This window comes from Polaribacter haliotis (genome assembly GCF_014784055.1).
Lineage (GTDB): Bacteria > Bacteroidota > Bacteroidia > Flavobacteriales > Flavobacteriaceae > Polaribacter > Polaribacter haliotis.
Window position 1 is genome coordinate 1,363,212 of record NZ_CP061813.1, and the last position, 23,232, is coordinate 1,386,443.

The 23,232-nt window shown below is 30.8% G+C and carries 15 protein-coding genes and 1 tRNA gene; 11 read left to right on the forward strand and 5 right to left on the reverse strand.

Annotation, left to right across the window (positions count from 1 at the left end):
* Positions 1-3: 3 nt before the first annotated feature.
* The 7 genes from H9I45_RS05735 to H9I45_RS05765 all read left to right on the forward strand — a co-directional run bounded on the left by H9I45_RS05735 (position 4) and on the right by H9I45_RS05765 (position 7,179).
* Entirely contained in the window at positions 4-1,194 is a 1,191-nt protein-coding gene (locus H9I45_RS05735) for an acetyl-CoA C-acyltransferase (RefSeq protein ID WP_088353124.1), read from the forward strand.
* 23 nt (positions 1,195-1,217) lie between these two features.
* Positions 1,218-3,014: an acyl-CoA dehydrogenase FadE gene (locus H9I45_RS05740; RefSeq protein WP_088353125.1), complete on the forward strand. Its 1,797-nt coding sequence runs from the start codon at positions 1,218-1,220 to the stop codon at positions 3,012-3,014.
* 236 nt (positions 3,015-3,250) lie between these two features.
* Positions 3,251-4,201, forward strand: coding sequence for a mechanosensitive ion channel family protein (locus H9I45_RS05745; protein WP_088353126.1), 951 nt, complete (start codon positions 3,251-3,253; stop codon positions 4,199-4,201).
* 145 nt (positions 4,202-4,346) lie between these two features.
* On the forward strand, positions 4,347-5,249 hold the full coding sequence (locus tag H9I45_RS05750) for a septum formation inhibitor Maf (RefSeq protein WP_088353127.1): 903 nt from the start codon (positions 4,347-4,349) through the stop codon (positions 5,247-5,249).
* Positions 5,250-5,302: 53 nt separating this feature from the next.
* Entirely contained in the window at positions 5,303-6,262 is a 960-nt protein-coding gene (locus H9I45_RS05755; RefSeq protein ID WP_088353128.1) for a M20/M25/M40 family metallo-hydrolase, read from the forward strand.
* A 24-nt stretch (positions 6,263-6,286) separates the two neighbouring features.
* The gene (locus tag H9I45_RS05760) at positions 6,287-6,679 is read left to right on the forward strand and encodes a hypothetical protein (RefSeq protein WP_088353129.1); all 393 of its coding nucleotides are present in this window, start codon (positions 6,287-6,289) and stop codon (positions 6,677-6,679) included.
* Between the two features lie 53 nt (positions 6,680-6,732).
* The gene (locus tag H9I45_RS05765) at positions 6,733-7,179 is read left to right on the forward strand and encodes a KTSC domain-containing protein (RefSeq protein ID WP_088353130.1); all 447 of its coding nucleotides are present in this window, start codon (positions 6,733-6,735) and stop codon (positions 7,177-7,179) included.
* Positions 7,180-7,272: 93 nt separating this feature from the next.
* On the opposite strand, the gene trxB is transcribed toward H9I45_RS05765, so the two are convergent.
* The 3 genes from trxB to H9I45_RS05780 all read right to left on the reverse strand — a co-directional run bounded on the left by trxB (position 7,273) and on the right by H9I45_RS05780 (position 9,865).
* The gene (gene trxB / locus H9I45_RS05770; protein WP_088353131.1) at positions 7,273-8,220 is read right to left on the reverse strand and encodes a thioredoxin-disulfide reductase; all 948 of its coding nucleotides are present in this window, start codon (positions 8,218-8,220) and stop codon (positions 7,273-7,275) included.
* A gap of 122 nt (positions 8,221-8,342) precedes the next feature.
* On the reverse strand, positions 8,343-8,771 hold the full coding sequence (locus tag H9I45_RS05775) for a c-type cytochrome (protein WP_088353132.1): 429 nt from the start codon (positions 8,769-8,771) through the stop codon (positions 8,343-8,345).
* A gap of 5 nt (positions 8,772-8,776) precedes the next feature.
* Entirely contained in the window at positions 8,777-9,865 is a 1,089-nt protein-coding gene (locus H9I45_RS05780) for a PQQ-dependent sugar dehydrogenase (RefSeq protein WP_088353133.1), read from the reverse strand.
* An 85-nt stretch (positions 9,866-9,950) separates the two neighbouring features.
* Between H9I45_RS05780 and H9I45_RS05785 the strand changes: the two genes are divergently transcribed.
* From H9I45_RS05785 to H9I45_RS05800, 4 genes are all read left to right on the forward strand, one after another.
* A tRNA-Pro gene (locus H9I45_RS05785) sits at positions 9,951-10,025 on the forward strand.
* Between the two features lie 186 nt (positions 10,026-10,211).
* On the forward strand, positions 10,212-12,593 hold the full coding sequence (locus tag H9I45_RS05790) for a hypothetical protein (protein WP_088353134.1): 2,382 nt from the start codon (positions 10,212-10,214) through the stop codon (positions 12,591-12,593).
* A gap of 34 nt (positions 12,594-12,627) precedes the next feature.
* Positions 12,628-14,970, forward strand: a complete 2,343-nt coding sequence (locus tag H9I45_RS05795; protein ID WP_088353135.1) for a glycoside hydrolase family 2 TIM barrel-domain containing protein — start codon at positions 12,628-12,630, stop codon at positions 14,968-14,970.
* 1 nt (position 14,971) lies between these two features.
* Positions 14,972-16,636, forward strand: a complete 1,665-nt coding sequence (locus H9I45_RS05800; protein ID WP_088353136.1) for a glycosyl hydrolase 53 family protein — start codon at positions 14,972-14,974, stop codon at positions 16,634-16,636.
* Positions 16,637-16,716: 80 nt separating this feature from the next.
* On the opposite strand, the gene H9I45_RS05805 is transcribed toward H9I45_RS05800, so the two are convergent.
* Both H9I45_RS05805 and H9I45_RS05810 read right to left on the reverse strand, forming a co-directional pair.
* Complete coding sequence (locus tag H9I45_RS05805; protein ID WP_088353137.1) at positions 16,717-19,917, reverse strand: DUF8487 domain-containing protein; 3,201 nt, start codon at positions 19,915-19,917, stop codon at positions 16,717-16,719.
* Positions 19,918-19,920: 3 nt separating this feature from the next.
* On the reverse strand, positions 19,921-23,226 hold the full coding sequence (locus H9I45_RS05810; protein WP_088353138.1) for a DUF5107 domain-containing protein: 3,306 nt from the start codon (positions 23,224-23,226) through the stop codon (positions 19,921-19,923).
* Between the last annotated feature and the right edge of the window lie 6 nt (positions 23,227-23,232).

Here is a 23,232-nt window from a genome sequence, read left to right on the forward strand (position 1 = left end):
AAAATGAAAACAGCATATATAGTAAAAGCATACAGAACTGCAGTTGCGAAAGCGCCAAAAGGGGTTTTTCGTTTTAAACGTGCAGACGAGTTGGGTGCAGAAACCATTCAACATATGATGAAAGAATTACCAAATTTAGACGTAAAACGTATAGATGATGTAATCGTAGGGAACGCAATGCCAGAAGGTTCGCAAGGATTAAACATGGCACGTTTTATTTCTTTAATTGGTTTAAATTCTGTGGATGTTCCAGGAGTTACTGTAAATCGTTTCTGTTCTTCAGGATTAGAAACTATTGCAATGGCTGCTGCAAAAATTAGTGCAGGAATGGCAGATTGTATTATTGCAGGTGGTGCAGAAAGCATGAGTTCTGTTCCAATGACTGGTTTTAAACCAGAGTTAAATTACGACACTATTAAAGATGGTCATGCAGATTATTATTGGGGAATGGGAAATACTGCAGAAGCAGTTGCCAATCAATTTAAAGTTTCTAGAGAAGACCAAGATGAATTTGCATTCAATTCTCACATGAAAGCTTTAAGAGCACAAGCAGAAAATCGTTTTCAAGACCAAATTGTTCCTATTGAAGTTGAAGAAACGTATTTAGATGCAAATGGAAAAAAAGCGACAAGAAAATATACAGTAAATAAAGATGAAGGACCAAGAGCTGGAACTTCAACAGCTATTTTAAACAAATTACGTCCAGTTTTTGCAGCTGGAGGAAGTGTTACTGCAGGAAACTCCTCTCAAATGAGTGATGGTGCTGCTTTTGTAATGGTAATGAGTGAAGAAATGGTAAAAGAATTAAATATCGAACCAATTGCAAGAGTTGTAAACTATGCAGCTGCTGGTGTAGAGCCAAGAATTATGGGAATTGGACCAGTTGCAGCGATTCCTAAAGTTTTAAAACAAGCAGGATTGCAACAAAGTGATATCGAGTTAATTGAATTGAATGAAGCTTTTGCTTCTCAATCTTTAGCAGTAATGCGTGAGTTAAACTTGAATCAAGATATCGTAAATGTAAATGGTGGAGCCATAGCATTAGGACATCCATTAGGTTGTACAGGAGCAAAATTATCTGTGCAATTATTCGATGAAATGCGCAAACGTGATATGAAAAACAAATACGGAATGGTAACAATGTGTGTAGGAACTGGACAAGGTGCTGCAGGTGTTTTTGAATTCTTAAGTTAATAACAAAATTAAACAAACAAAAAATGGCAGAATTATTAAGAGGTGGTCAATTTCTTGTAAAAGAAACAAATTGCGAAGACGTTTTTACTCCTGAAGATTTTTCAGAAGAACAACAAATGATGAAAGAAGCAGTGATGGAATTTAATGATCGTGAAATTATTCCTCATAAAAATAGATTTGAAGCAAAAGACTACGCTTTAACTGAAGAAGTAATGCGTAAAGCAGGAGAATTAGGTTTCTTAGGTGTTGCTGTTCCTGAAGAATATGGCGGATTAGGAATGGGATTCGTTTCTACACTTTTAACTTGTGATTATATTTCAAGTGGAACAGGTTCTTTTAGTACCGCTTTTGGTGCACATACAGGAATTGGGACTATGCCTATTACTTTATATGGAACTGAAGAACAAAAACAAAAATATGTACCAAAATTAGCTACAGGAGAGTGGTTTGGTGCTTATTGTTTAACGGAACCTGGAGCAGGCTCTGATGCGAATTCAGGAAAAACAACTGCAGAAGTATCTGCAGATGGAAAATCTTATAAAATTAATGGACAAAAAATGTGGATTTCGAACGCAGGTTTTTGTCGTTTAATGATTGTTTTCGCAAGAATAGAAAATGATAAAAATATTACAGGTTTTATCGTAGAATATGATAAAGACAATGCAAATGGAATTACCCTAGGTGAAGAAGAGCATAAATTAGGAATTAGAGCATCATCAACCAGACAAGTATTTTTTAACGACACTGTTGTTCCCGCAGAAAATATGTTAGCTGGACGTGGAGAAGGGTTTAAAATTGCAATGAATGCTTTAAATGTTGGTCGTATTAAATTGGCAGGTGCTTGTTTAGATTCTCAAAGAAGAGTTATTACACATGCAGTAAAATATGCTACTGAAAGAAAACAATTTAAAACTCCAATTGCAGATTTTGGTGCCATTAAAGTAAAGTTAGCAGAAATGGCAACTGACGCTTATGTTGGTGAATCTGCAACTTACAGAGCTGCAAAAGATATTGAAGATAGAATTGCATTAAGAGTGGAAGCTGGAAATTCGCATCAAGAAGCAGAATTAAAAGGTGTTGAGGAGTATGCTATTGAATGTTCTATTCTTAAAGTTGCGGTTTCAGAAGATATTCAGAATTGTGCAGATGAAGGAATTCAAATTTTTGGTGGAATGGGATTCTCGGAAGAAACTCCTATGGAATCTGCTTGGAGAGATGCAAGGATTGCTCGTATTTACGAAGGAACCAACGAAATTAACAGAATGCTTTCGGTAGGAATGTTAATTAAAAAAGCCATGAAAGGTCATGTAGATTTATTAGGGCCTGCAACAGAGGTTGCAAATAGCTTAATGGGAATTCCTTCTTTTGATACTCCAGATTATTCTGAATTATTTGCTGAAGAAAAGCACATGATAGAAAAGTTAAAGAAAACTTTCTTAATGGTTGCTGGTGCAGCATTACAAAAATATGGTCAAGAAATTGAAGAACACCAACAATTATTAATTGCTGCTGCAGATATATTAATTGAAATATACATGGCAGAATCTGCAATTTTAAGAACTGAGAAAAACGTGAAACGTTTTGGTGAAGACAAGCAATCTGTTCAAATAGCAATGTCTAAATTATATTTATATCATGCTGTAGACAAAATCGAAGAAAAAGGAAAAGAAAGTATCATTTCTTTTGCTGAAGGTGATGAACAACGTATGATGTTAATGGGATTAAAGCGTTTTACAAAATATGCGAACTATCCAGATATTGTAGATTTACGAAACGAAATTGCAGAAAAAGTAAAAGCAGAAAATAAATACTGCTTCTAAAAAGCTCTTGATGTCAAAATGAGTGTTTAGAAAATATTTTTTCTTTTCACTCAGGCTGACAACTTTATAAATATTGAAAATTTTCTTAAATAATCAAAATTTTAAGAATTAGTTGTTTGTTTAGAAAAGACCATCTTAATCGATGGTCTTTTTTTGTTTTGAGTTCATGTTAAATTGATTTCAGTTAAATTATTTTTATTTGTGTCCTTAATTTTACAATATCAAAAAACGAACTTATGTTATCATTATTTATACAAGAAACACCTAAAGATCAAAAAGGAGAATTAGATGTTAACACACAAAGTATTATAGAAAAATTAGACACTTGGTTGGATGGTTTTATAAAAAACATCCCAAATATATTAGTCGCAATTTTAGTCTTTATTGCTTTTATTTATATCGCTCGTTTCTTTGGAAGAACTGTGAAAAAACTTCTAAAAAAGAGAGGGAGAGACAATTTTGGAGAAATTTTAGGAAGTTTTACCAAATGGGTTTTATTAATAGTAGGTGTAATGTTATCATTAACAATTATGTCTCCTAATTTAAGTCCTGCAGATTTAATTGCTGGTTTAGGTGTAAGTTCTGTAGCCATTGGTTTTGCATTTAAAGACATTTTACAAAACTGGTTGGCTGGTATATTAATTTTGATGAGAAGACCTTTTGAAATTGGCGACCAAATTGTTGTAAATGGTTTTGAAGGAACTGTTGAAAGAATTGAAACAAGAGCCACTATAATTAGACAATATAATGGAAAAAGAATTGTAGTTCCTAATAGTGAAATCTATACAAATTCTGTTAAAGTAATTACTGCTAACGATTTAATTCGTTCGCAATATGATATTGGTTTAGGTTATGACCAAGACAGAGAAAAAGCAATGCAAATTTTAAAAGAAACTATTGAAAACACAGAAGGTGTAAGTAGTGAAAAACCAGTAGATGTGTTGCCTTGGGATCAAGCAGATAGTTGGTTGACAATTAGAGTTCGATGGTGGACAAATAGTGACAGACCAGATGTTGTAAAAGCGTATTCTAAAGTGATTTTAAATACACAAAATGCGATGGATGAAGCAGGAATAGATTTACCTTTCCCAACTCAAATTGAAATTAAAAACGCACACAATTTTGAAGAATTAAAAGAAAAAGCAAATAATTCTAAAGAAAATAAAGAAGAGAAAAAAGAAGAATAATTAGATTATAAAATATTTATGAAAGGCTTTCATTGTAAATAATGAAAGTCTTTTCTTTTAAGTAGGTTTTCAAATGAAAATTAATAAAAATCTATCTTTTAATCCTTTCTTTATTGTTGTAAATTAGTACTTTAAACTTTATATAATGAAACTTTCACTAAAAATAGCACTTCCAATTTTTGCAACCACAATATTATTCGTTTTCTGTAATAATATGGAACCTAAAAAAACGACTACAAAATCTGTTGAAGTTGCTCAAAAACATTCAAAATTTAACGATTATTGGTACCAAGGAAAAGCAGAAATAACTTCTTACAAATTATCACAAAATAGATATGGAGAAATCCATGAAGGCAAAGCTGTAAACATTTTTGTTACGGAAGATTTTCTGCCTGAAAAACAAGTGAAAGCAGATAGTAGAAATGATAAAAACATACCAATTCTAAAACTGAATAGCACTAAAAAATATGTAACAGGAATTTATCCTTATTCTTTAATGACAAGCACCTTCTCTCCTATCAACACAAACGAAAATGCGATTAAAATTTCTTTTTCTGTGCAAGAATGGTGTGGAAATACTTTTGTTCAATTGAATAACAGAGAACAATTTAAAATTGATTTTCACTCGTATTTCGAAAGTAATGCTGATAGAAAATTGACTCTGGAAAAAAATATTTTAGAAAATGAATTGTGGAATGTTTTACGAATAAATCCGAAGAATTTACCCATTGGAAAATTTGATATAATTCCCTCTTTTGAGTTTTTAGCTTTGAATCATCAGAAAATAAAAGCCTATAAAGCCGAAACTTCTTTAGATGAAAAAGAAGGTTTTATTGTGTATTCAATTAATTATCCTGAATTAGAAAGAACCTTAACAATAAAAGCAACTAAAGAATTTCCATTTATTATTGAAAATTGGAAAGAAACTTCAACCAGAAGAGGAAAAACATTAACCACCAAAGCTGAAAAGATAAAGACAATACAATCCGCTTATTGGAGTAAAAATGGAGTTGCAGATACCCAAGAAAGAAAAGAATTAGGTTTATAATTTTCTAAAATAGATTATATAAAACATTTATCTTCGTTCAAAATAAAATAATTATGAAAACTAAATTCTTGTTACTAACTTTATTTACAACCATATTTATTGGCTGTAATTCACCTAAAAACAATCAATTTGATAAAGAAATGCTTTTAGAAAGCATTAAAATCTTATCTCACGATTCTTTGGAAGGAAGAGGTTTCTCTAAAGTTGGAAATTACAAAGCTCAAAAATTTATAGCTAAAAGATTCGAAGAAATTGGTTTAGAAAAAATGTTTGACAATTCTTACATTCAAGAGTTTCCTTATACATTTTCAGGTAAAAGAAGATTGAGAATGTTTCCAATAGCTGGAATTGAAAAAGATGTAGAAAACATTCCTGACACAACAGTTATTGGTGGAAATGTAATTGGAAAAATTCCTGGAAAAATTGACAAAACAATAGTAATTACTGGGCATTTAGATCATTTAGGAAGTAAAAATGGAGAAATTTACAATGGCGCAGATGACGATGCTTCTGGAACAGCTGCTTTGTTTGCAATTGCTTCTTATTTCAAAACAAACAAACCAAAACATACCTTAATTTTTGCAGCTGTAGATGCTGAAGAAATTGGTTCTTTGGGCGCAGATTATTTCTTAAAAAACTATACTGACAAACAAAATATTGTTTTAAATATTAATATGGATATGATTGCACATAACGATTCTTTGCAATTATATGCTTCTGGTTTGCATCATTATCCGCAGTTAAAAGAACCGCTTCAAAATATAGAATCTCCAATAACTTTGTTATTCGGACATGACAACCCTGAAGATAAAACAAAAGACGATTGGACATTTTCTTCTGACCACAGAATTTTCCATAAAGAGAAAATTCCGTTTATTTATTTTGGTGTAGAAGACCATAAAGATTATCATAAAGCAACTGATACTTTTGAAAACATCAACCAAGGTTTTTATGTAGATGCTGTTAAGTTGATTATTAAAGCTATTGAAAATTATGATTCATTTTTAGAATAAAATCAATATTTAAAAATTTCAACTATGAAAAACACCATTACAAAAGGTTTTATTTTATCAGGATTATCGAATATTATTGCAGTTTTAATCCTATCAAGATTTTTTACAAACGAATTTATTCCGAAATACGACAATGTAGTAATGTCTAATTTTGGTTTATTAATGATTGTTGTTTGGGGTTTTGCTTATATTTCTGTTGCAAAAGATTATTCAAAAGTAAAATGGTTGGTGGCAGTTTTTGCTGTTGAAAAACTAATTTATGCGATTATTTGGATTCTTTGGAGATTAAATAATGATGTTTTTCCAATTTTCGACGAAGATATAATGGCTGGAATCTTCTATTCTATTTACGGAATTAACGATATTATTTTCTTTTTCTTCTTTTCGTACGTTTTTATAAAACTATCTAAAAAATAAATAGCTAATCTCTTTTTTATCAGTACTTTTGCACGCAATTTGAAAACAACGAAATGAAGCGCATAAAACAATACAAAAAACTTTTTAACGTAGAAGGAGCTATCGATTTAAAAGATCTTAAAAAAACCTACAGAGGTTTAGTCAAAGAATGGCATCCTGATAAATTTTTAGAAGAAGACAAAAAAGAGGAAGCAGAAATTAAAAGTACAGAAATTATTGATGGTTACCACTTTTTAGTAAGTATTGCTCCTGAAACAAAAGAAGCAAATTTAGATGCTTACAAAAAGACAATTACAGAGTTTCAAGTAGCAGATTGGCATCATAAAAGTATGTTGTTAGAAGTTACTTTTACAGATGGAAATTCTTACGAATACTTTGGTGTAAGTAAAATTTTATTCGGAAAATTTGTAAACGCAAAATCTATGAATAACTTCGGTAAAAGAAATATTTTTAATTCTTTTACTTACAGAAAATCTATGAAAGCTTCTGTAAACGCTTAATTATAAATTTCTATAGAATAGAAATTACTCAAATAAAAAAAGAGATTACTTTAAAAGTAATCTCTTTTTTTATTGCTTTAAAGTTTAAAAAATCTATTCCAAAGCTCCTAAATAACGCTCTGCATCTAAAGCAGCCATACAACCTGTACCTGCTGCAGTAACTGCTTGTCTGTATTCTTTATCTTGGATATCTCCAGCTGCAAAAACTCCTGGTAAATTCGTTTTTGTCGTTTTTCCTTTCGTAATTAAATAACCTGTTTCGTCCATATCTAAAACTCCTTTAAATAAGTCGGAATTTGGTGTATGTCCAATTGCAATAAAAACTCCTGTTACAGGAATTTCAAAAGTTTCTTTTGTCTGATTATTAATTGCTCTAACACCTTCCACTACATTTGTTCCTAAAACTTCGTCTATTTCAGTATTATATAATACTTCAATATTTTTAGTTTTATTTACTCTATGCTGCATCGCTTTAGATGCTTTCATATAATCTTTACGAACCAAAATGGTTACTTTACTACAAATATTTGCTAAATAAGTTGCTTCTTCTGCAGCAGTATCTCCTGCTCCAACCACTACTACATCTTGTCCTTTATAGAAAAATCCGTCGCAAGTTGCACATGCAGAAACACCTCCACCAATTAAACGTTGTTCACTTTCTAATCCTAAATATTTTGCAGTTGCTCCTGTAGAAATAATTACAGTTTCTGCCTCAATATGTTTGTTTTCGTCCACAATAATTTTGTGAATTCCACCAACTTCTTCGCTTAAATCTACTTTTGTAACCAATCCAAAACGAACTTCTGTTCCAAAACGTTCTGCTTGTTTTTTTAGATCTTCCATCATTGCAGTTCCATCTGTACCTTCAGCATAACCTGGAAAATTATCAACTTCTGTAGTCGTTGTTAATTGACCTCCCATTTGCATTCCTGTATACATTACTGGTTTCATATCTGCTCTTGCTGCATAAATAGCGGCTGTGTAACCTGCAGGTCCTGATCCAATAATTAAGCATTTTATTTTTTCTATATTTTCTGACATAATTAGTATTGAAAAATTTGATTACAAATCTATATTTTTAGATTTATTTATGCCACTTTTCCCTATGAATAATTATAATTAGTTAATAACAAAAATTTATAGATTGTTTATAATGAAGTAAATTACTCTTTAGAAATATTTTCGACTTCTTTTTCAGTAATCATTTTATCGTTTTTATTTCCCCAAGAATTGGTAATATAATTCATAACATCTGCAACCTCATCATTGTCTAAACCCAATCTTGCCATGCTTCTTTTATATTGAACTCCATTTACAATAATCTTGCCTTTTAGACCAAATTTTATTGCTCTTATGCTTTCTTCTCTATTTTTCATTAAATAGTCAGATTTCGCCAATGGCGGATATGCTTTTCGTTTTCCTTCTCCATTTCCTGAATGGCAAGAAACACACATATCTTCATAAACATCTTTCCCTCTTTTAATGCTTTCTACAAATTTTGAATCCTGATTTACAACAATATATTCATCTTTTTTAGTTTGAAATGAAAATATCAAAAAACTAAATAAAATTACAATTCCTATTTTTTTCATGTTAATTATGGATTAATTCTTACAATTCCAACACCTTCAATTCCAGCATACAAAAAACCATAAATTCCTTGTTCTATCGAACGAACTCTTCCTAAACCTTCTAAAATTTTCTCTTCTTTCATTACTTTTCCATCTTTTAAAGTACAAACAGTAATATATTGAAACTTTAGTGAGCCAACTAATAAATTACCTTTCCAATTCGGATATTTATCAGAATTTACAAAAGCCATTCCACTTGGTGCAATCGATGGTGTCCAATAATGTAAAGGTTGTTCCATGCCTTCTTTTTTAGTGATTTCTGTAAATTTTGATCCTGAATAATTAACTCCATAACTAATTACTGGCCAACCATAATTTTTTCCTTTTTTAATAATATTTATTTCATCACCACCTTTTGGACCATGTTCATGAGACCAAATTTCGTTCGTAAACGGATTTATTTCCATTCCTTGAGGATTCCTATGTCCGTAACTAAAAATTGCTTTTTTAGCATTCTCTTCATTTACAAAAGGATTGTCTTCAGGAATTGTTCCATCGTCATTTAATCTATAAATTTTACCACCATCTCTGGTAATATCTTGCGGATTCTCATCTCTATTTCCTCTATCTCCAACACTAAAATACACACGATTTTGTGCATCAAAAACAATTCGAGAGCCAAAATGTTGTCCTTTTCTACTATTTGGTGTTGCTTTGTATAAAACTTGTTTGTTGATGAGTTTGTTATTTTTTAATTCAGCACTCATTAAAGCAGTATTTGCTCCTTTACCTTCACCTTCAGAGGAAGCATATGTAAAATAAACTCGATTATTTTCTTTAAAATTTGGGTGCAATTCTATATCTAACAAACCTCCTTGACCACGCAACGTAACTTCTGGCATTCCTTTAATTTCTATCTTTTTTCCATCTTTAAAATGAATTAATTGTCCTTCTTTTTCAGTAATTAATATTGAATTGTCTGGCAAGAAAGTAAATCCCCATGGAATATCGAGATCTGCAACTATAACTTCGTAGTTTTTTTCTTTTGATTTTTGTGAATAACAAGAAGAAAACAACATTAAAAAACTGATTAATAAGAGATAAGAATATTTCATTTCTATTGGGAATTAAATTTCAAAAAACTATTACAATATATAAATATTATTCTATATTTGCAGTCCTTAAATTGATGACTATTTTCGGGGTGTAGCGTAGCCCGGTCATCGCGCCTCGTTTGGGACGAGGAGGTCGCAGGTTCGAATCCTGCCACCCCGACTAAAACCAGTAACTTTGTTACTGGTTTTTTTGTGGGAAATTTTTAAAAAAATAGTTTTCTATCAAGTAAATCTTATAAATTTATTATTGATTAAAATTTTACACACAAAAGACCAAAACAACCTTTCATAAATTTAAAAATCTTAAGTAGCTTTACATAAAATCGATCAACATAAAAAAAACACAATGTTTTTATCAAAAAAAAGACTCTTTCAATTATTTTTTATAGCTATAATTAGTTTCAATTCTTACTCGCAATCAATTATCGACAACAATTCTTGGAAATTATCTTTAACTAAAAAAGGGCAAATAGAATCTCTATTATATAAGAAGGCAAATACCTTAATTCAATTTAATAAAAATGAATTTTCTGGTCCACGTTGGTATTTAAAAGCAAATAATAAAACGCTAGATTTAGACAATACTTATTTTAGTAAAGGGGAGTTTATTACAAATTACGACGGAATTAAAATGTCCTTAGCATATAAAAATGAGGAAGGAAAATTATTAATAATCGCTTCTGTAACAAACAATAATCAAACTCCTTTTCAACCAACAACATTAGGTTTACGATTGGGAATTGATACTTATATGGACGAATATCCTAATTGGGAAAAGAGGTTATTTCCTACGCTTTTACGAGCGGAATACACTCATTTTTGGGGTTATTTTATGTCTCCAAAAGGTAAAATTTTAGCAATTGCAAGCCCAGATGCAATCGCTTCTTGGAGTCATAACTATTCGAAAAGCTGGGGTTCACCTCCTTATGTTTTTGAAGGACATAGAGTAACATCAGTAAATTTAGACTTAATAAATGCATTGCCTTTGCCAAATAGACATCCGCAAAATTTATGGCAATTAAAACCTGGAGAAACTAAAACATTTCGAATTTATTTAGACGAAGTAAAATCGTTGGAAGTGCTTTCTAAAAAAATAGAAAATCTCACAAAAGCTCCAATGATTAATTTAGAGGTTACTTCTTTTGAAAAAGATGAAAAAGTAAAATTCTCAATTTTATCACAGCAAAAAACAACTGTAAAAATATACAATTCAAATGGAGATTATTTTACTCCGACTCTAAAATCAACAAAAAATAATGAATATTTTTTTGATTTTAAAAATCCGAATGAAGAAGGTTTGTATTTGATAAAAGCAACTTCAACAAATGGAAAAGTATCGGAGGCAAGTTTTTATGTAAGAAAACCATATAGTTGGTATATGAAAAAAGCAATGAAAGCTGTTATTGATTATCCTCAAAAAGCATCAAAATCGCACTGTGAGAGCTGGTATGGTTTTTATACAAGTTTTTCTGGCGGAAAATATTTTCCAGATAACGAAAACTTGAAACTTGCTAATAAACAGTTTGATAAAATATACCCTAAAATTTTCGATTCTATAAAAAATGTTCCTTTAGAGTATGGTTATAGAATTCAAAATACCAGTTCTATGATTGGTATTTTGGTAGATAGGTATCAACTTTATAAAAATGAAGAAGATTTAAAAAGAGCCATTCAGTTGGGCGATTTCTTAATTGCTTCTCAAACTCCAGATGGTGCGTATAGAGCTCATAATAAACATTATACAAGTGTTATTTATATCGCAAAAAGTTTAATGGAATTATTAGAAGCGATTGAACCATTAAAAAAAGATATCAATTATAATAAAATATACAACAAAATTTACGCGTCTGTTACTCTAGCAATTGACGAGTTAAAATTGAATAAAACTGATATTAAAACAGAAGGCGAACAAACTTTTGAAGATGGTATGATTTCTTGTTCTGCTTTACAATTGGCTAATTTTGCTTTGTTGCAAAAAGACGCTTCTAAAAGAAAACAATACCAAAATGCTGCTGTAGAAATGCTTGAAGAACATAGTTGTTTGGAACAATTAGCAATTCCTGATGCTAGAATGAGATCTTCTTCGTTGCGTTTTTGGGAAGCTCAGTATGATGTTTTAATGGGGAATAATTTCTTTAATTCTCCTCATGGCTGGTCTTCTTGGACTACTTATGCAAATTATTATATATATCTTTTAAATGGGGATATAAAATATTTAGAAAGAACTTTTAATGGTTTGGATGCTGCCATGCAAATGGTAGATTTAAAAAACGGAAAATTAAATTGGGCGTTTATGGTAAACCCCTATTTAAAAGTAACTCAAATTACAAAAAATATTGAAGGCGCAAATCCTCTTAATTTCCCTGGAGTTCATTACCATGTAAAAAATAATGTAAATAAAGAATACATTATGGGCGAAGAATATGTACCAATGGTTAGTAACTGGTTTTATGCAAATGCAAACGATAACGACATTCACGAGCATTTTAAATGTTTAGAAGAAGTTGCCTTAGGAAAAGCGTATGTTGCAGAGAAAGAAAATGGAGAGTTTTTAACTTTTAATTGTTCTATCACTAAAAAGAATGGAAAATTAGTTATACAACCAAGTGAAGATATTATTCATAAAGTCCATGTAAACCTTAAGAAAAAACATAATTTAAAAGTTGAGTTTAACAATAATACAGTATTAAAAAAAGCTCCTAAAGGAATGTCTTGGGTTACCAATTAATTTATCAACTAAATTTTAATAAAAAATCTTTAAAATGAAAAAATTCAAATATATATTTTTATTTATCAGCATAATTTTATTGAATAGTTGTAATGACAAAGAAATTACAGTTTTAGAAAAAACGAATTTTAACGAAAATTGGTTTTTTACAAATTCAGAAAATTTAGACGATAATAATTATTTACAAACTGTAAATTTTAGCGATTGGGATTCTATTACATTGCCTCATACACCCAAAATAGAGCCTAAAATTGTAAATAATCAATGGCAAGGAATTTCTTGGTATGCTAAAACATTTTTACTTTCTGATGAAATGAAAAATAAAAAATTATTCTTGAATTTCGAAGGCGCTATGAATATTGCCGAAGTTTGGATTAATAACAAGAAACTCATAAAACATCAAGGTGGATATTTACCTTTTACTGTCGATTTTACAGACGATGCTATTTTTGATAAGGAAAATACAATTCATGTGAAATTAAATAATAAAGACAATCCTATAACAGGACCAAAACCCTTAAAAACTTTAGATTTTAACACATATGGTGGTATTTATAGAAATGTTTGGTTAGTTGCTAAAAACAAGCTTTATATTACTGAGCCTATTTTAGAAAACAAGATCGCAAATGGAGGAATTTTTGTGACTTTCCCTGAAGTTTCTAATGAGAAAGCTGTCATCAACATAAAAACGCATATTAAAAATGAAACTGGTAAAACTGCTTCCTTGTTAATTAGAAATACGCTAATTGATAATGGAAAAGAGGTGATTTCTGTAAATACCAAAAATTATGATTTAGATTCGAAGAGCAATCAACAAATAGCTACTAATTTAAATGTACAACAACCTAAATTATGGTCGCCAAAATCACCTAATTTATATGATTTAAAAACAGAAATCATTCAAAATGGACAAATTATTGATTCAGAAATAACGCGAATCGGAATTAAAACGATGAAATTTGTGGGTCAGGATTTTTATTTGAATGGAGAAAAAACTTTTTTAAGAGGCATAAATCGTCATCAAGAATATCCTTATGTTGGGTATGCACTTTCAGACAATGCAAATTATCGAGATGCAAAAAAAATAAAAGATGCTGGTTTCGATTACGTTCGCTTATCTCATTACCCACAAAGCACTTCTTTTATGAATGCTTGTGATGCCTTAGGTTTGGTTACTATTGACGCTATTTTAGGTTGGCAGTATTTTAGCGAAGACAAAGATTTTCAAAACCATGTTTTTAAAACTGCAAGAGATTTAATTCGAAGAGATAGAAATCACGCATCTGTAATTGCATGGGAAGTTTCTTTAAACGAATCTTGGATGCCAGAACCTTTTATCGATAAATTAACAAAAATTGCGAAAGAAGAATATCCTACAGACCAATGTTTTACTGCTGGTTGGCAATCTTATGGTTATGATATTTATCTACAAGCGCGTCAACATCGCTTAAAACATTACGATGCCGATTTAAAAAAACCATACAACGTTTCTGAATATGGAGATTGGGAATATTATGCCATGAATGCAGGGTTGAATCAAGATGATTGGAGTGGATTATTGCAACAAGAACGTTCAAGTAGGCAATTGCGTTCTGCTGGCGAAAGAGCACTTTTGCAACAAGCAACCAATATTCAAGAAGCACATAACGATAATTTAAATACACCCGCTTTTGCAGATGGTTATTGGGTAATGTACGATTATAATAGAGGGTATGCAGACGATTTAGAAGCTTCTGGAATTATGGATGTTTTTAGAATTCCAAAACCTGCTTATTATTTTTATCAAAGTCAGCGAGATGCCAAGGATCCTTTTGGAAAACCAATGGTTTATATTGCAAATAATTGGCGAAAAAACAGTTCTTTAAATATCCGAATTTTTAGTAATTGCGAAGAAGTTGAGTTGTTTTTAAATGGAGAAAGTTTAGGAAGAAAAAAACCTACTATTAATACTGTTTCTAATAACTTAAACCATCCACCTTTTACATTTGAATTACCAAAATATGTGGCAGGAAAATTGGAAGCAAAAGGTTTTTTAAATGATAAAATTGTAGCAAACTACACTGTGAATAGTCCAGAAAAAGCATCAAAAATTAAAATTGAATTCGATTTAAGTGGTCGTGAAATTGACGAAAATAATAATGATTTAATTTTTGTTTATGCAAATATTATGGATGAAAATGAAACATTAATTACTGATGTTGTTGATAAAATTAAATTCGAATTAACTGGAAATGCTCAATTGATTGGCGAAAACCCAGTAAATATTGAAGCAGGAATTGCTACTATTTTATTGAAAACAAATAAAAATACCCAAAACATAGAAATAAAAGCAAAAACGATAGATGCTAACTTAGCATCTTCATCAAAAATAAAATAGCATGAAAATTATAAAATTAATATTTGCCATTATTTTACTGCTTCCTTTTATAGCTTTTTCTCAGTCTATAGAAATTACTACTTTTAACAACAATCCTTTAGAAGTGAATCCATTAATAGGAGGGAATTTAAAAGTAAACTACAAATATTCTAGTGAAGCTGGTTCTACAGGAAACCATATTTATATTGGCTTAGAAATTTTAGACGCGAATAACACCTATGTAAGTACAGTAAAAGAGGTGACTTTAAACAACCAAACTGCCGGAACAAATCTTCAAAATTCTGTAGATTTTTTTATTGGAAGTAATCAAAAACTTTCTTCGGAATTACCAACTGGGCATTATTATCAAGTAAAAGCTGCAATGTATGCCAGTGGAACTTGGACAGAAAACGCCTCTACAGGTTATTGGAATACACCAAAATTAGAATTACAAGACACAAGCAACACTGTTTTTGGCACCAATAAAATTGCAAAAGGCGCAGATATAAGTTGGATGACAGAAATGGAATCTGATGGTTATACTTGGAGAGATAATTCAGGAACCACAAAAGAATTATTGCCTTTATTAAAAGAGTATCAATTAAATGCAGTTCGTTTAAGAGTTTGGGTAAATCCAGATATTTCTGGTGCTAATGGTTGGTGTGACATAGACGATTTTGTAGCCAAAGCAAAATTAGCAAAAGCACAAAATATGGATATTATGGTTACTATTCATTACAGCGATTGGTGGGCAGATCCTGGCAAGCAAAACAAACCTGCTTCTTGGTCTAATTTTTCGGTTTCTCAATTAGAAACAGCTGTTGCAAACCATACAACAGCGATTTTAAATGCTTTAAATGCAGAAAGAATTACCCCAAAATGGATTCAAATTGGTAACGAAACAAACGACGGATTACTTTGGTCAACTGGAAAAGCTTCTACAGGAAATTTTAATAATTATGCGAAGTTTTTAAATGCGGGTTCAAATGCTGTAAAGACTTTTAATAGCGCTATTAAAACGATTCTACATTTGTCAAATGGAAATGACAATGCACTTTTTAGATGGAATATTAACGGACTTTTAAATAACGGACTCGTAACAAATAGATTCGATATTATAGGAATGTCTTTATATCCTGATGAAAATAATTGGATTTCTAAGGTTGATGATACCTTCAATAATATGGTAGATTTAAAAACGCGTTATAATAAAGAGGTTATGATGGTGGAAGTTGGTTTTTCTTCTAACAAACCCGATGTTTCTTATCAGTTTTTAACATATATGATAGAAAAAACAAAGCAAGCAGAAGGTTTAGGTGTTTTTTATTGGGAACCAATTGTACATAAAAATTGGAAATCTTACTCCAAAGGAGCTTGGGACGCAGATGGAAGCCCTTCAATTGCAATGGATGCTTTTATAAGCAAAAATACGTTAAATACAAATGATTATCAATTTTCGGAGAATGGTTTGTTTACTATAATACCCAATCCAAGTAGCCATAAAATTCTAATTAAATCGCTAAAAAACAACATTACATCTATTGGGATTTACGATGTAAATGGGAAAGAAATTCAGCAAATTAAAGGTAAAAAAGCTTTAGATTCTATAGATGTTTCTAAATTTAAAAAAGGAATTTATATCTTGAAAATAAATAATTCTGAATCGATAAAGTTTCTTAAAAATTAAGCACTCTATCTTTCAATTGAAATACAAAAAAATGCTGCATAAAGTTATATGCAGCATTTTTATTTTTTTTTAAAGACAAACTATTCTTTCGACAAAACAATCTTAGAAATCATTAAATTATTTCCTTTGGTCGCTTTTGTTTTTAAAATTAATTTACCATCATTACTGTCTTCTCTCATCACGTGAAATTTTATCCACTTCCCTTCATTTCCTTGATGGTCTCCCAACTTTACTTTTCTTCCTTCAAACTCTAAGAAACCTTCTCTACTTTGCTTATTCCAATCATTAAATTCTACATAAAAAGTCCCTAAAATTCCAGCAGGACATTCAACTTCTATTGTCATTTCTTCTCCATGCCAAACTGTTGTAACATTATCTTTCCAAACACCATTTGCTCTTATTTTATAGTTTGTCTCTTTTGAAACTTCAACAATATCTAAATCTTTTTTCCAAGGTTTATTTGTTTCTTTTTCATTAAAATTCCCTGCAGCATTTACTTCAAGAATTACATTTTTAAATTGACTATTTCGAGCTACATCTTCCACTTGTGGAATTAACGGAAAAAGATTTTTAATAAAAGGAACACTTACAGATTGTTCTGGAGCAAAATCTGAAGTTTTCATATACTCCGTTAAACTATATTTCAACTGATTTGCTACCACATTTTTGGTATTATTAACATCGAAACCTGAGATCAATAATTTCCCTTTCCCTACTTTAAATTCGAAAATTGCCCCTTCTTTATTATTTCTATGGAAATCGTCTACAACTTGAGCAATGGGTTTATAGTTGGCTGGCAAATCGTTTAAAATAAACCCTTTAGTTTTATTTTTAAATGTCTCCCATTGCCAATTAGTATGAAAATTTGTTGGAAATTTATCAAACGCTGGATGTTTGTCTTTTAACAACATTCCAATATTGGTTTTTCCTTGACCAGGGAAAAAAGTTAACGACCAATATAGAGGGTAAAAACCAACATTTACACTGTTTTCAGTAGTTCCTAAATTGTTCGCAACCAATAAAACTTTTGCTCCATTTTCTAAAGCTTGTAAAGTTTTATCATCTAACTGATCTGAAATAATTAATTCACTATTATCTACTTTAGGCAACTCTTTTGGAAATACCCAAATTTGCCACTCATTTTTATATTCTGTTCCTTTTAATTGTAAAGAAACCGTAAGCTCATCTGCAGTTGTAATAGTATTTAAAGGCAAAGAAATATTCCCTAAATCTAATAATGAACCAATTTCAACATTTTTAATATTCCAAGAAGCTGTTTTTAATACTTTTCCATTGGAAGTACTAATTTTCATTTCCACAACTCCATTTTCAATGGCGCTATTTCCATAATGAGACAATTGTGCTTTTGCTTCGTAAACCTCATCTGTAGACCATACAAATTTTTTCATACGAAGTAATGGAACTGTTTCTGTAAAATGCTCTCTAAATTTTTCTGGTGTGGTAATTCCTTTGCTATCCCAATGCGCATCTAACCAACCAATTAAAGCTTCTCCTTGTCCTTGATAATCTTGAATACTTAATAATTGAACACCAGCACAACTTTTTGTTCTTAAAAAAGATTCTGTTTCATATTTGTACATAATCTGGTTCAATGCTCCAGACGCCATTTTAAAATCTTCATCTTGGTCTACAATTCCGTTTTTCTGGGCAACAGTTTTAAATTCTTCGAAATTTCTTGCTTTTAAAACACCTGTATATTTGTCGATTTCTGTCCAAGATGGATAAACTGGCCATTGTCCAATTTCATGTGCAATAATTGGAATGTTCATTTGGCTATACACTGCTTCAAAATCCCAATCTGTTCCAGGACCATTTAAACCTCTTGTTCTACCAACACCTGGTATGTGATGAGTAGCCATATAATCGTCTACCTCCATTACTTTTCTTGCAGTAGAAGTTGCATATAATCTTCTTGGATCTTTCTTTTTAAGATCTGCTATCCAGTTTTTCATTACATCAAAATCTGAATTTCCTAATTCGTTTCCAATACAAAACATGGTAAATGATGGATGATTCCCATAATAATCTACCACTCTATTCATTTCTGAAATTACAAATTCGTCTCTTTTGGGATCTTTTCCTAAACCTTTTGGATAGCCTTTTGTATCCATTTCTGGTCTTCCTCTCTTCTTCATATCTTCGCTCATCCACCAATCTATCCAAATAGAAGCTTCTGCTTGCATGTAAATTCCAACTCTATTAGCTGCTTTAAAAGCCGCTTCTGGTGGACACCAAGAATGGTAACGAACATGGTTTAATCCATAATCTTTATAAATTTCGAATATTCTTACCCAATCTTCTAATTTTGTAGAAGGATAACCAGTTAATGGAAAGTGTACACAGTCTAAATTTCCTCTTAAAAATACTGGCTGTCCATTTACTGTAACTCTAGTACCATCATGTGAGAATTGAACAAAACCGAATTCTGTTTCATAAATATCTTCACTTTTTCCTGATTTTAAACTTACTTTTAAGTTGTAAACTTCTGGTGTAAATTCTGACCATTTTTTCAGTTTTCCTTTCAGATTTAAAACAATTTCTTTTGAATTTTCTCCGACAACCAATTTTTCTTTTACCTTAGTTTTAAAAGCTACTTTATTCGTTTTTATGTCAACAATTTCTATTAAAAAAGTACCTTTTCTATTTTCTGATGAAGTAATTGCAACATCCAATTTTAATTGATCTTTATCTACCAAAGGAAACGTTCGAATCGATTTTATAAATGAAGGATCGCTTGCATTTAATTCGATTTTACCCACAATACCATTCCAAATACTTTGTGTGTATTCTCCATAAGCATGACCTTTATCTCCAATATTATGAATCATGTCGTTATTTACTCGGATTGAAATTTTATGTTTTCCTGGCTTCAATTTTCCAATTTGATGAATATGAGGCGTTCCCAAACCATCTTGTGTGGTAAATTTCCTACCATCGATATATACTTGAGACTCCCATAAAACGCGTTCTAAAAAAACTTCAATTGTTTTATTCTCCCAATTCTCGGGAATCGTAAACTCTCTTTCGTACCAAGCAACACCAATATATTTATATTCCGGAGTTAAAATTCCAAAATCGGAACCTACTGTTTTTTCTCCAATTTTTGCCTCTGCCAAAGTTCCTGGCAATTGCATTTGTTTTTTTACTTTATTTTTATCTAATTGAACATGCCAAGTTCCTTGCAAATCCAAAATATTCTGAGCTTTAAATGTTGCAGAAACAGCTATTAATAAGACGAATAAGATTGTTATTTTCTTCATGTTTTATAATATATATAATTGATTTTTTTCTATTAATTTTTGATGAATTACAGCTCCATCATGATTGATATTTTCTTGCAATACTTCCTCGAAATTTTTCTGTGCTTCCTCTATTTTTTCTAAACCAAGAAACCCTAATCCCATTAAATAATTACAATGGATTTTATTCCTATTGTTTAAATCGTCTTCCCAAATTAATAAATCTGGTAACGAAACTGCAAAATAATCTAGTTTTACATCATCATTAAAATGAGTTTTTCCATAATTTAATAAATTCTCGAATCTCTTTTTAGCTTCTTCATTTTTATTCAGTTTTTGCAAAGCCAAACCTTGATAAAATATTTTATCTGGTTGTTGGTCGTTATAAAAAATCGCTGCAGATGGTTCCGATAATCCTTCTGAAGCCTTTTTCCAATAATTTTCCGCCAATTGCTGTTCTCCCAAACCTTCATAAGCACAACCCAACCAATAATTTATATCGTTTTCTTGGGTTCCTTCTAATTTTCCTTCTCCTAAATTATCTGGATATTTTTTGGCTTTTTGAAGTAATTCGATTGCTTTTTTAAATTTACCTTTTGAAATTGCATTTTTTGCAATTCCTATAAGTGCAAATAAATATTGCCCAGTAACTTTCCCTTCTCCTCCTTCCCAAGGATGAAATTGTCTGCTCATTAACAAATCTAAACTTTTCGAATATTCGCCTAAATGATTATGAATAGTACATTTCTCCAAATATAAATCGTCTCTAAAATCTACTAATCCAGGATGTAAACTAAACAATTCTAATCGCTTTTCAATCGAATAATTCAGTCTTTTATATAACTGATCTAGTTCCATTAAAACTCTTGCATCGGTTTTGTCTAACTCAAAAGCTCTCTCTAAAACTTTTACAGCTTTTTCTTTATCATCTAACTTATTAAAATAGGCTAAAGACAAGTTTCTATGCACTGTTGCAAAATTTCTATCTATATTTTTTGAAGATTCCCAACAAGAAATTGCATTTGTATATTGCTTTTTATCGTACCACAAATTCCCTAAATGATACAGTGCTTTTGCATCGTCTTTTTTCAAATTAATTGCAGATTTTAAAGCTGCAATTGCTTCTAATCTGTAGGCAAAACATCCATTTGCATCTCTATCTTTCAATAATTCTAACGCTTTATTTTCATTTCCATTCTGGGCATAAAACCAAGAAAGAAAATAAAAAGCCAACGGATTTGTGTCATTTGTAGAAATTCCTGTTTCGAGTAACGCAATCGCTTCATTATAAAGTCCAGCATTTGCATAATCTAGCGAAAATTCAATATAATTATTAATATCATTTCTCATAATATTTTTTAATTGCTGAAGCGTTTCAGATTCCTCAGAAATTAAATAACTTTCAAAAATTGCTCCAAAATTGAATTTATCCAAAGTCAAACTATCTTGAATCAACTTTTTTGCTCCCTCTTTTTTGCCTGTTTTTCTTAATAAAGAAATTTTTAAAACACGTGCTTTATGGTTGTGCCAATTTCTTACTAAAGATTTATCAATCAACTCTAAAGCCAATTGTAATTTGTTTTGTAAAGTAGCGATTTGCGCCAAATGAAAGTAAGCTGCATCTTGCCAAGCAGCGTTCCATGCAGATTTGTAAAACGCTTTATACGCTTCGTTATATCTTTCTTGATATTTTAAAGATTGTCCTAAATTATAATAGGCTTCACTATCATAAGGATTCGGATTTCGTTCTGTTAATGTTTCAACAGCTTTGTTAAAATATGTTTCCGCTTTTTCAAATTGCCCTGCTCTTAACAATAATAAACCCATTGCATTATTACATCGAACATCAGTTGGCTCTCTTCTTAACGCTTCCAAATAATATTCTTTTGGGTCGTAAGTTGCATGTCTATATTGCTCTAAATGTAAACCTCTTAAAAATAATTGCTCAATACTTTCAATTTCTTTTGGAGATTTTGCTGGTTTTGCTGGTTCTGGTAATTTTTTATCTGACGTATCTTTTGGTTGATAAGAAACCAATATATTTCCAGCATCATCTTCCAAAGAAAGTTCGTATTCTGTTGTAGGAATTGAAGTATCTATTTTTATTGTTTTTTTGTAAGAATTTTTCGGAGAAGCATCTACTTCTTCTTCTAAAAACACAATATTGTTTGCTTTTAAAGTTATTTTCGAACTTTGATAAACACCTAAAGTATAAAATTTTACGACAGCTTCATCCCCAATAAAAACAATATTTAGCATTGCTTCTTTTGTTGCATTTTTTACAATACCTAAATCTCTGTAAGGCATAAAATATTGCGAAAATGTTTTTTCTTCAAAAGGATGCATCCAAGAAAAATCTGGCTGATTATCTGTATAAACTCCACACATTAACTCGATATATGGCCCATCTTCGTCCGTTAAATTTTTATCCCAAGCTTTGCCAAATTCTCCATTTCCCCAAGTCCATTGTTTTTTTCCAGGAGAAACATTGTTATCTGCAACATGCAATAAACCACCCTGACTATCGTTTTCGAAACCGCCGACAAAATTATAATCGCTATTTATGGCCATATAAGAAGTTGGAACCGGAATATTTTTATATTTTGAAATATCTGTTCCAGGAGCATAATCTTTTTTATAATACGTTCCTGTTGCAATTGGAAAATCGGAAACGTCTCTTTTTCCATGATCGAAAACTGCATTTACATCTGGTGGAAAAACAGATTGATAATCGTCATTTACTTTCACAGCAGGGTTTGCCCACCATAAAAAAGTTTGTGGCTGTGCAGTTCTATTGAATAATTTTACTTTTATTTCTAAATAAGCTTTGTCTGGGTGCAATGTAAAACCAGCCATTCCTTTGGTTCTAAACATGCGCTCCACTTCACTACACCAAACAGTTTTACTACCATCTTCATTTTCTTCGATATCAAAATCAATAGGACTGTAAGTTGAAGGTCTGTGATGTTGTGGCCAATTAAACTCGATTCCGCCAGAAATCCAAGGTCCAGTTAAACCCACCAAAGCCGGTTTTATAACATTATTGTAATATACAAAGTGGCGCTCCTTCGTTTTATCATAAGCCATTTGAACACGACCTCCCAATTCTGGTAAAATCATAATTTTCACAAACTCGTTTTCCAAATAAACGGCTTGCCATTCTTTGTCTATTTTAGTGTCGCTAATTTTTTCTATCACAGGATTTGGGTAAACTTTCCCTGAACTACCTTGATAAACTCTATTTTCTAAAAAAACAGGATTTTTCTCAGGTTCACCAACTTCATAAGTAGGAATTACCACTTTTTCTTTCCAAACTTTTACAGAATTCATACGTTT

Coding starts and splice junctions, on each gene's coding strand:
- H9I45_RS05800 (WP_088353136.1), top strand. CDS start 14,972: ATGAAAATTATAAAATTAATATTTGCCATTATTTTACTGCTTCCTTTT.
- H9I45_RS05760 (WP_088353129.1), top strand. CDS start 6,287: ATGAAAAACACCATTACAAAAGGTTTTATTTTATCAGGATTATCGAAT.
- H9I45_RS05805 (WP_088353137.1), bottom strand. CDS start 19,917: ATGAAGAAAATAACAATCTTATTCGTCTTATTAATAGCTGTTTCTGCA.
- H9I45_RS05780 (WP_088353133.1), bottom strand. CDS start 9,865: ATGAAATATTCTTATCTCTTATTAATCAGTTTTTTAATGTTGTTTTCT.
- H9I45_RS05810 (WP_088353138.1), bottom strand. CDS start 23,226: ATGAATTCTGTAAAAGTTTGGAAAGAAAAAGTGGTAATTCCTACTTAT.
- H9I45_RS05795 (WP_088353135.1), top strand. CDS start 12,628: ATGAAAAAATTCAAATATATATTTTTATTTATCAGCATAATTTTATTG.
- H9I45_RS05765 (WP_088353130.1), top strand. CDS start 6,733: ATGAAGCGCATAAAACAATACAAAAAACTTTTTAACGTAGAAGGAGCT.
- H9I45_RS05735 (WP_088353124.1), top strand. CDS start 4: ATGAAAACAGCATATATAGTAAAAGCATACAGAACTGCAGTTGCGAAA.
- trxB (WP_088353131.1), bottom strand. CDS start 8,220: ATGTCAGAAAATATAGAAAAAATAAAATGCTTAATTATTGGATCAGGA.
- H9I45_RS05745 (WP_088353126.1), top strand. CDS start 3,251: ATGTTATCATTATTTATACAAGAAACACCTAAAGATCAAAAAGGAGAA.
- H9I45_RS05755 (WP_088353128.1), top strand. CDS start 5,303: ATGAAAACTAAATTCTTGTTACTAACTTTATTTACAACCATATTTATT.
- H9I45_RS05740 (WP_088353125.1), top strand. CDS start 1,218: ATGGCAGAATTATTAAGAGGTGGTCAATTTCTTGTAAAAGAAACAAAT.
- H9I45_RS05790 (WP_088353134.1), top strand. CDS start 10,212: ATGTTTTTATCAAAAAAAAGACTCTTTCAATTATTTTTTATAGCTATA.
- H9I45_RS05775 (WP_088353132.1), bottom strand. CDS start 8,771: ATGAAAAAAATAGGAATTGTAATTTTATTTAGTTTTTTGATATTTTCA.
- H9I45_RS05750 (WP_088353127.1), top strand. CDS start 4,347: ATGAAACTTTCACTAAAAATAGCACTTCCAATTTTTGCAACCACAATA.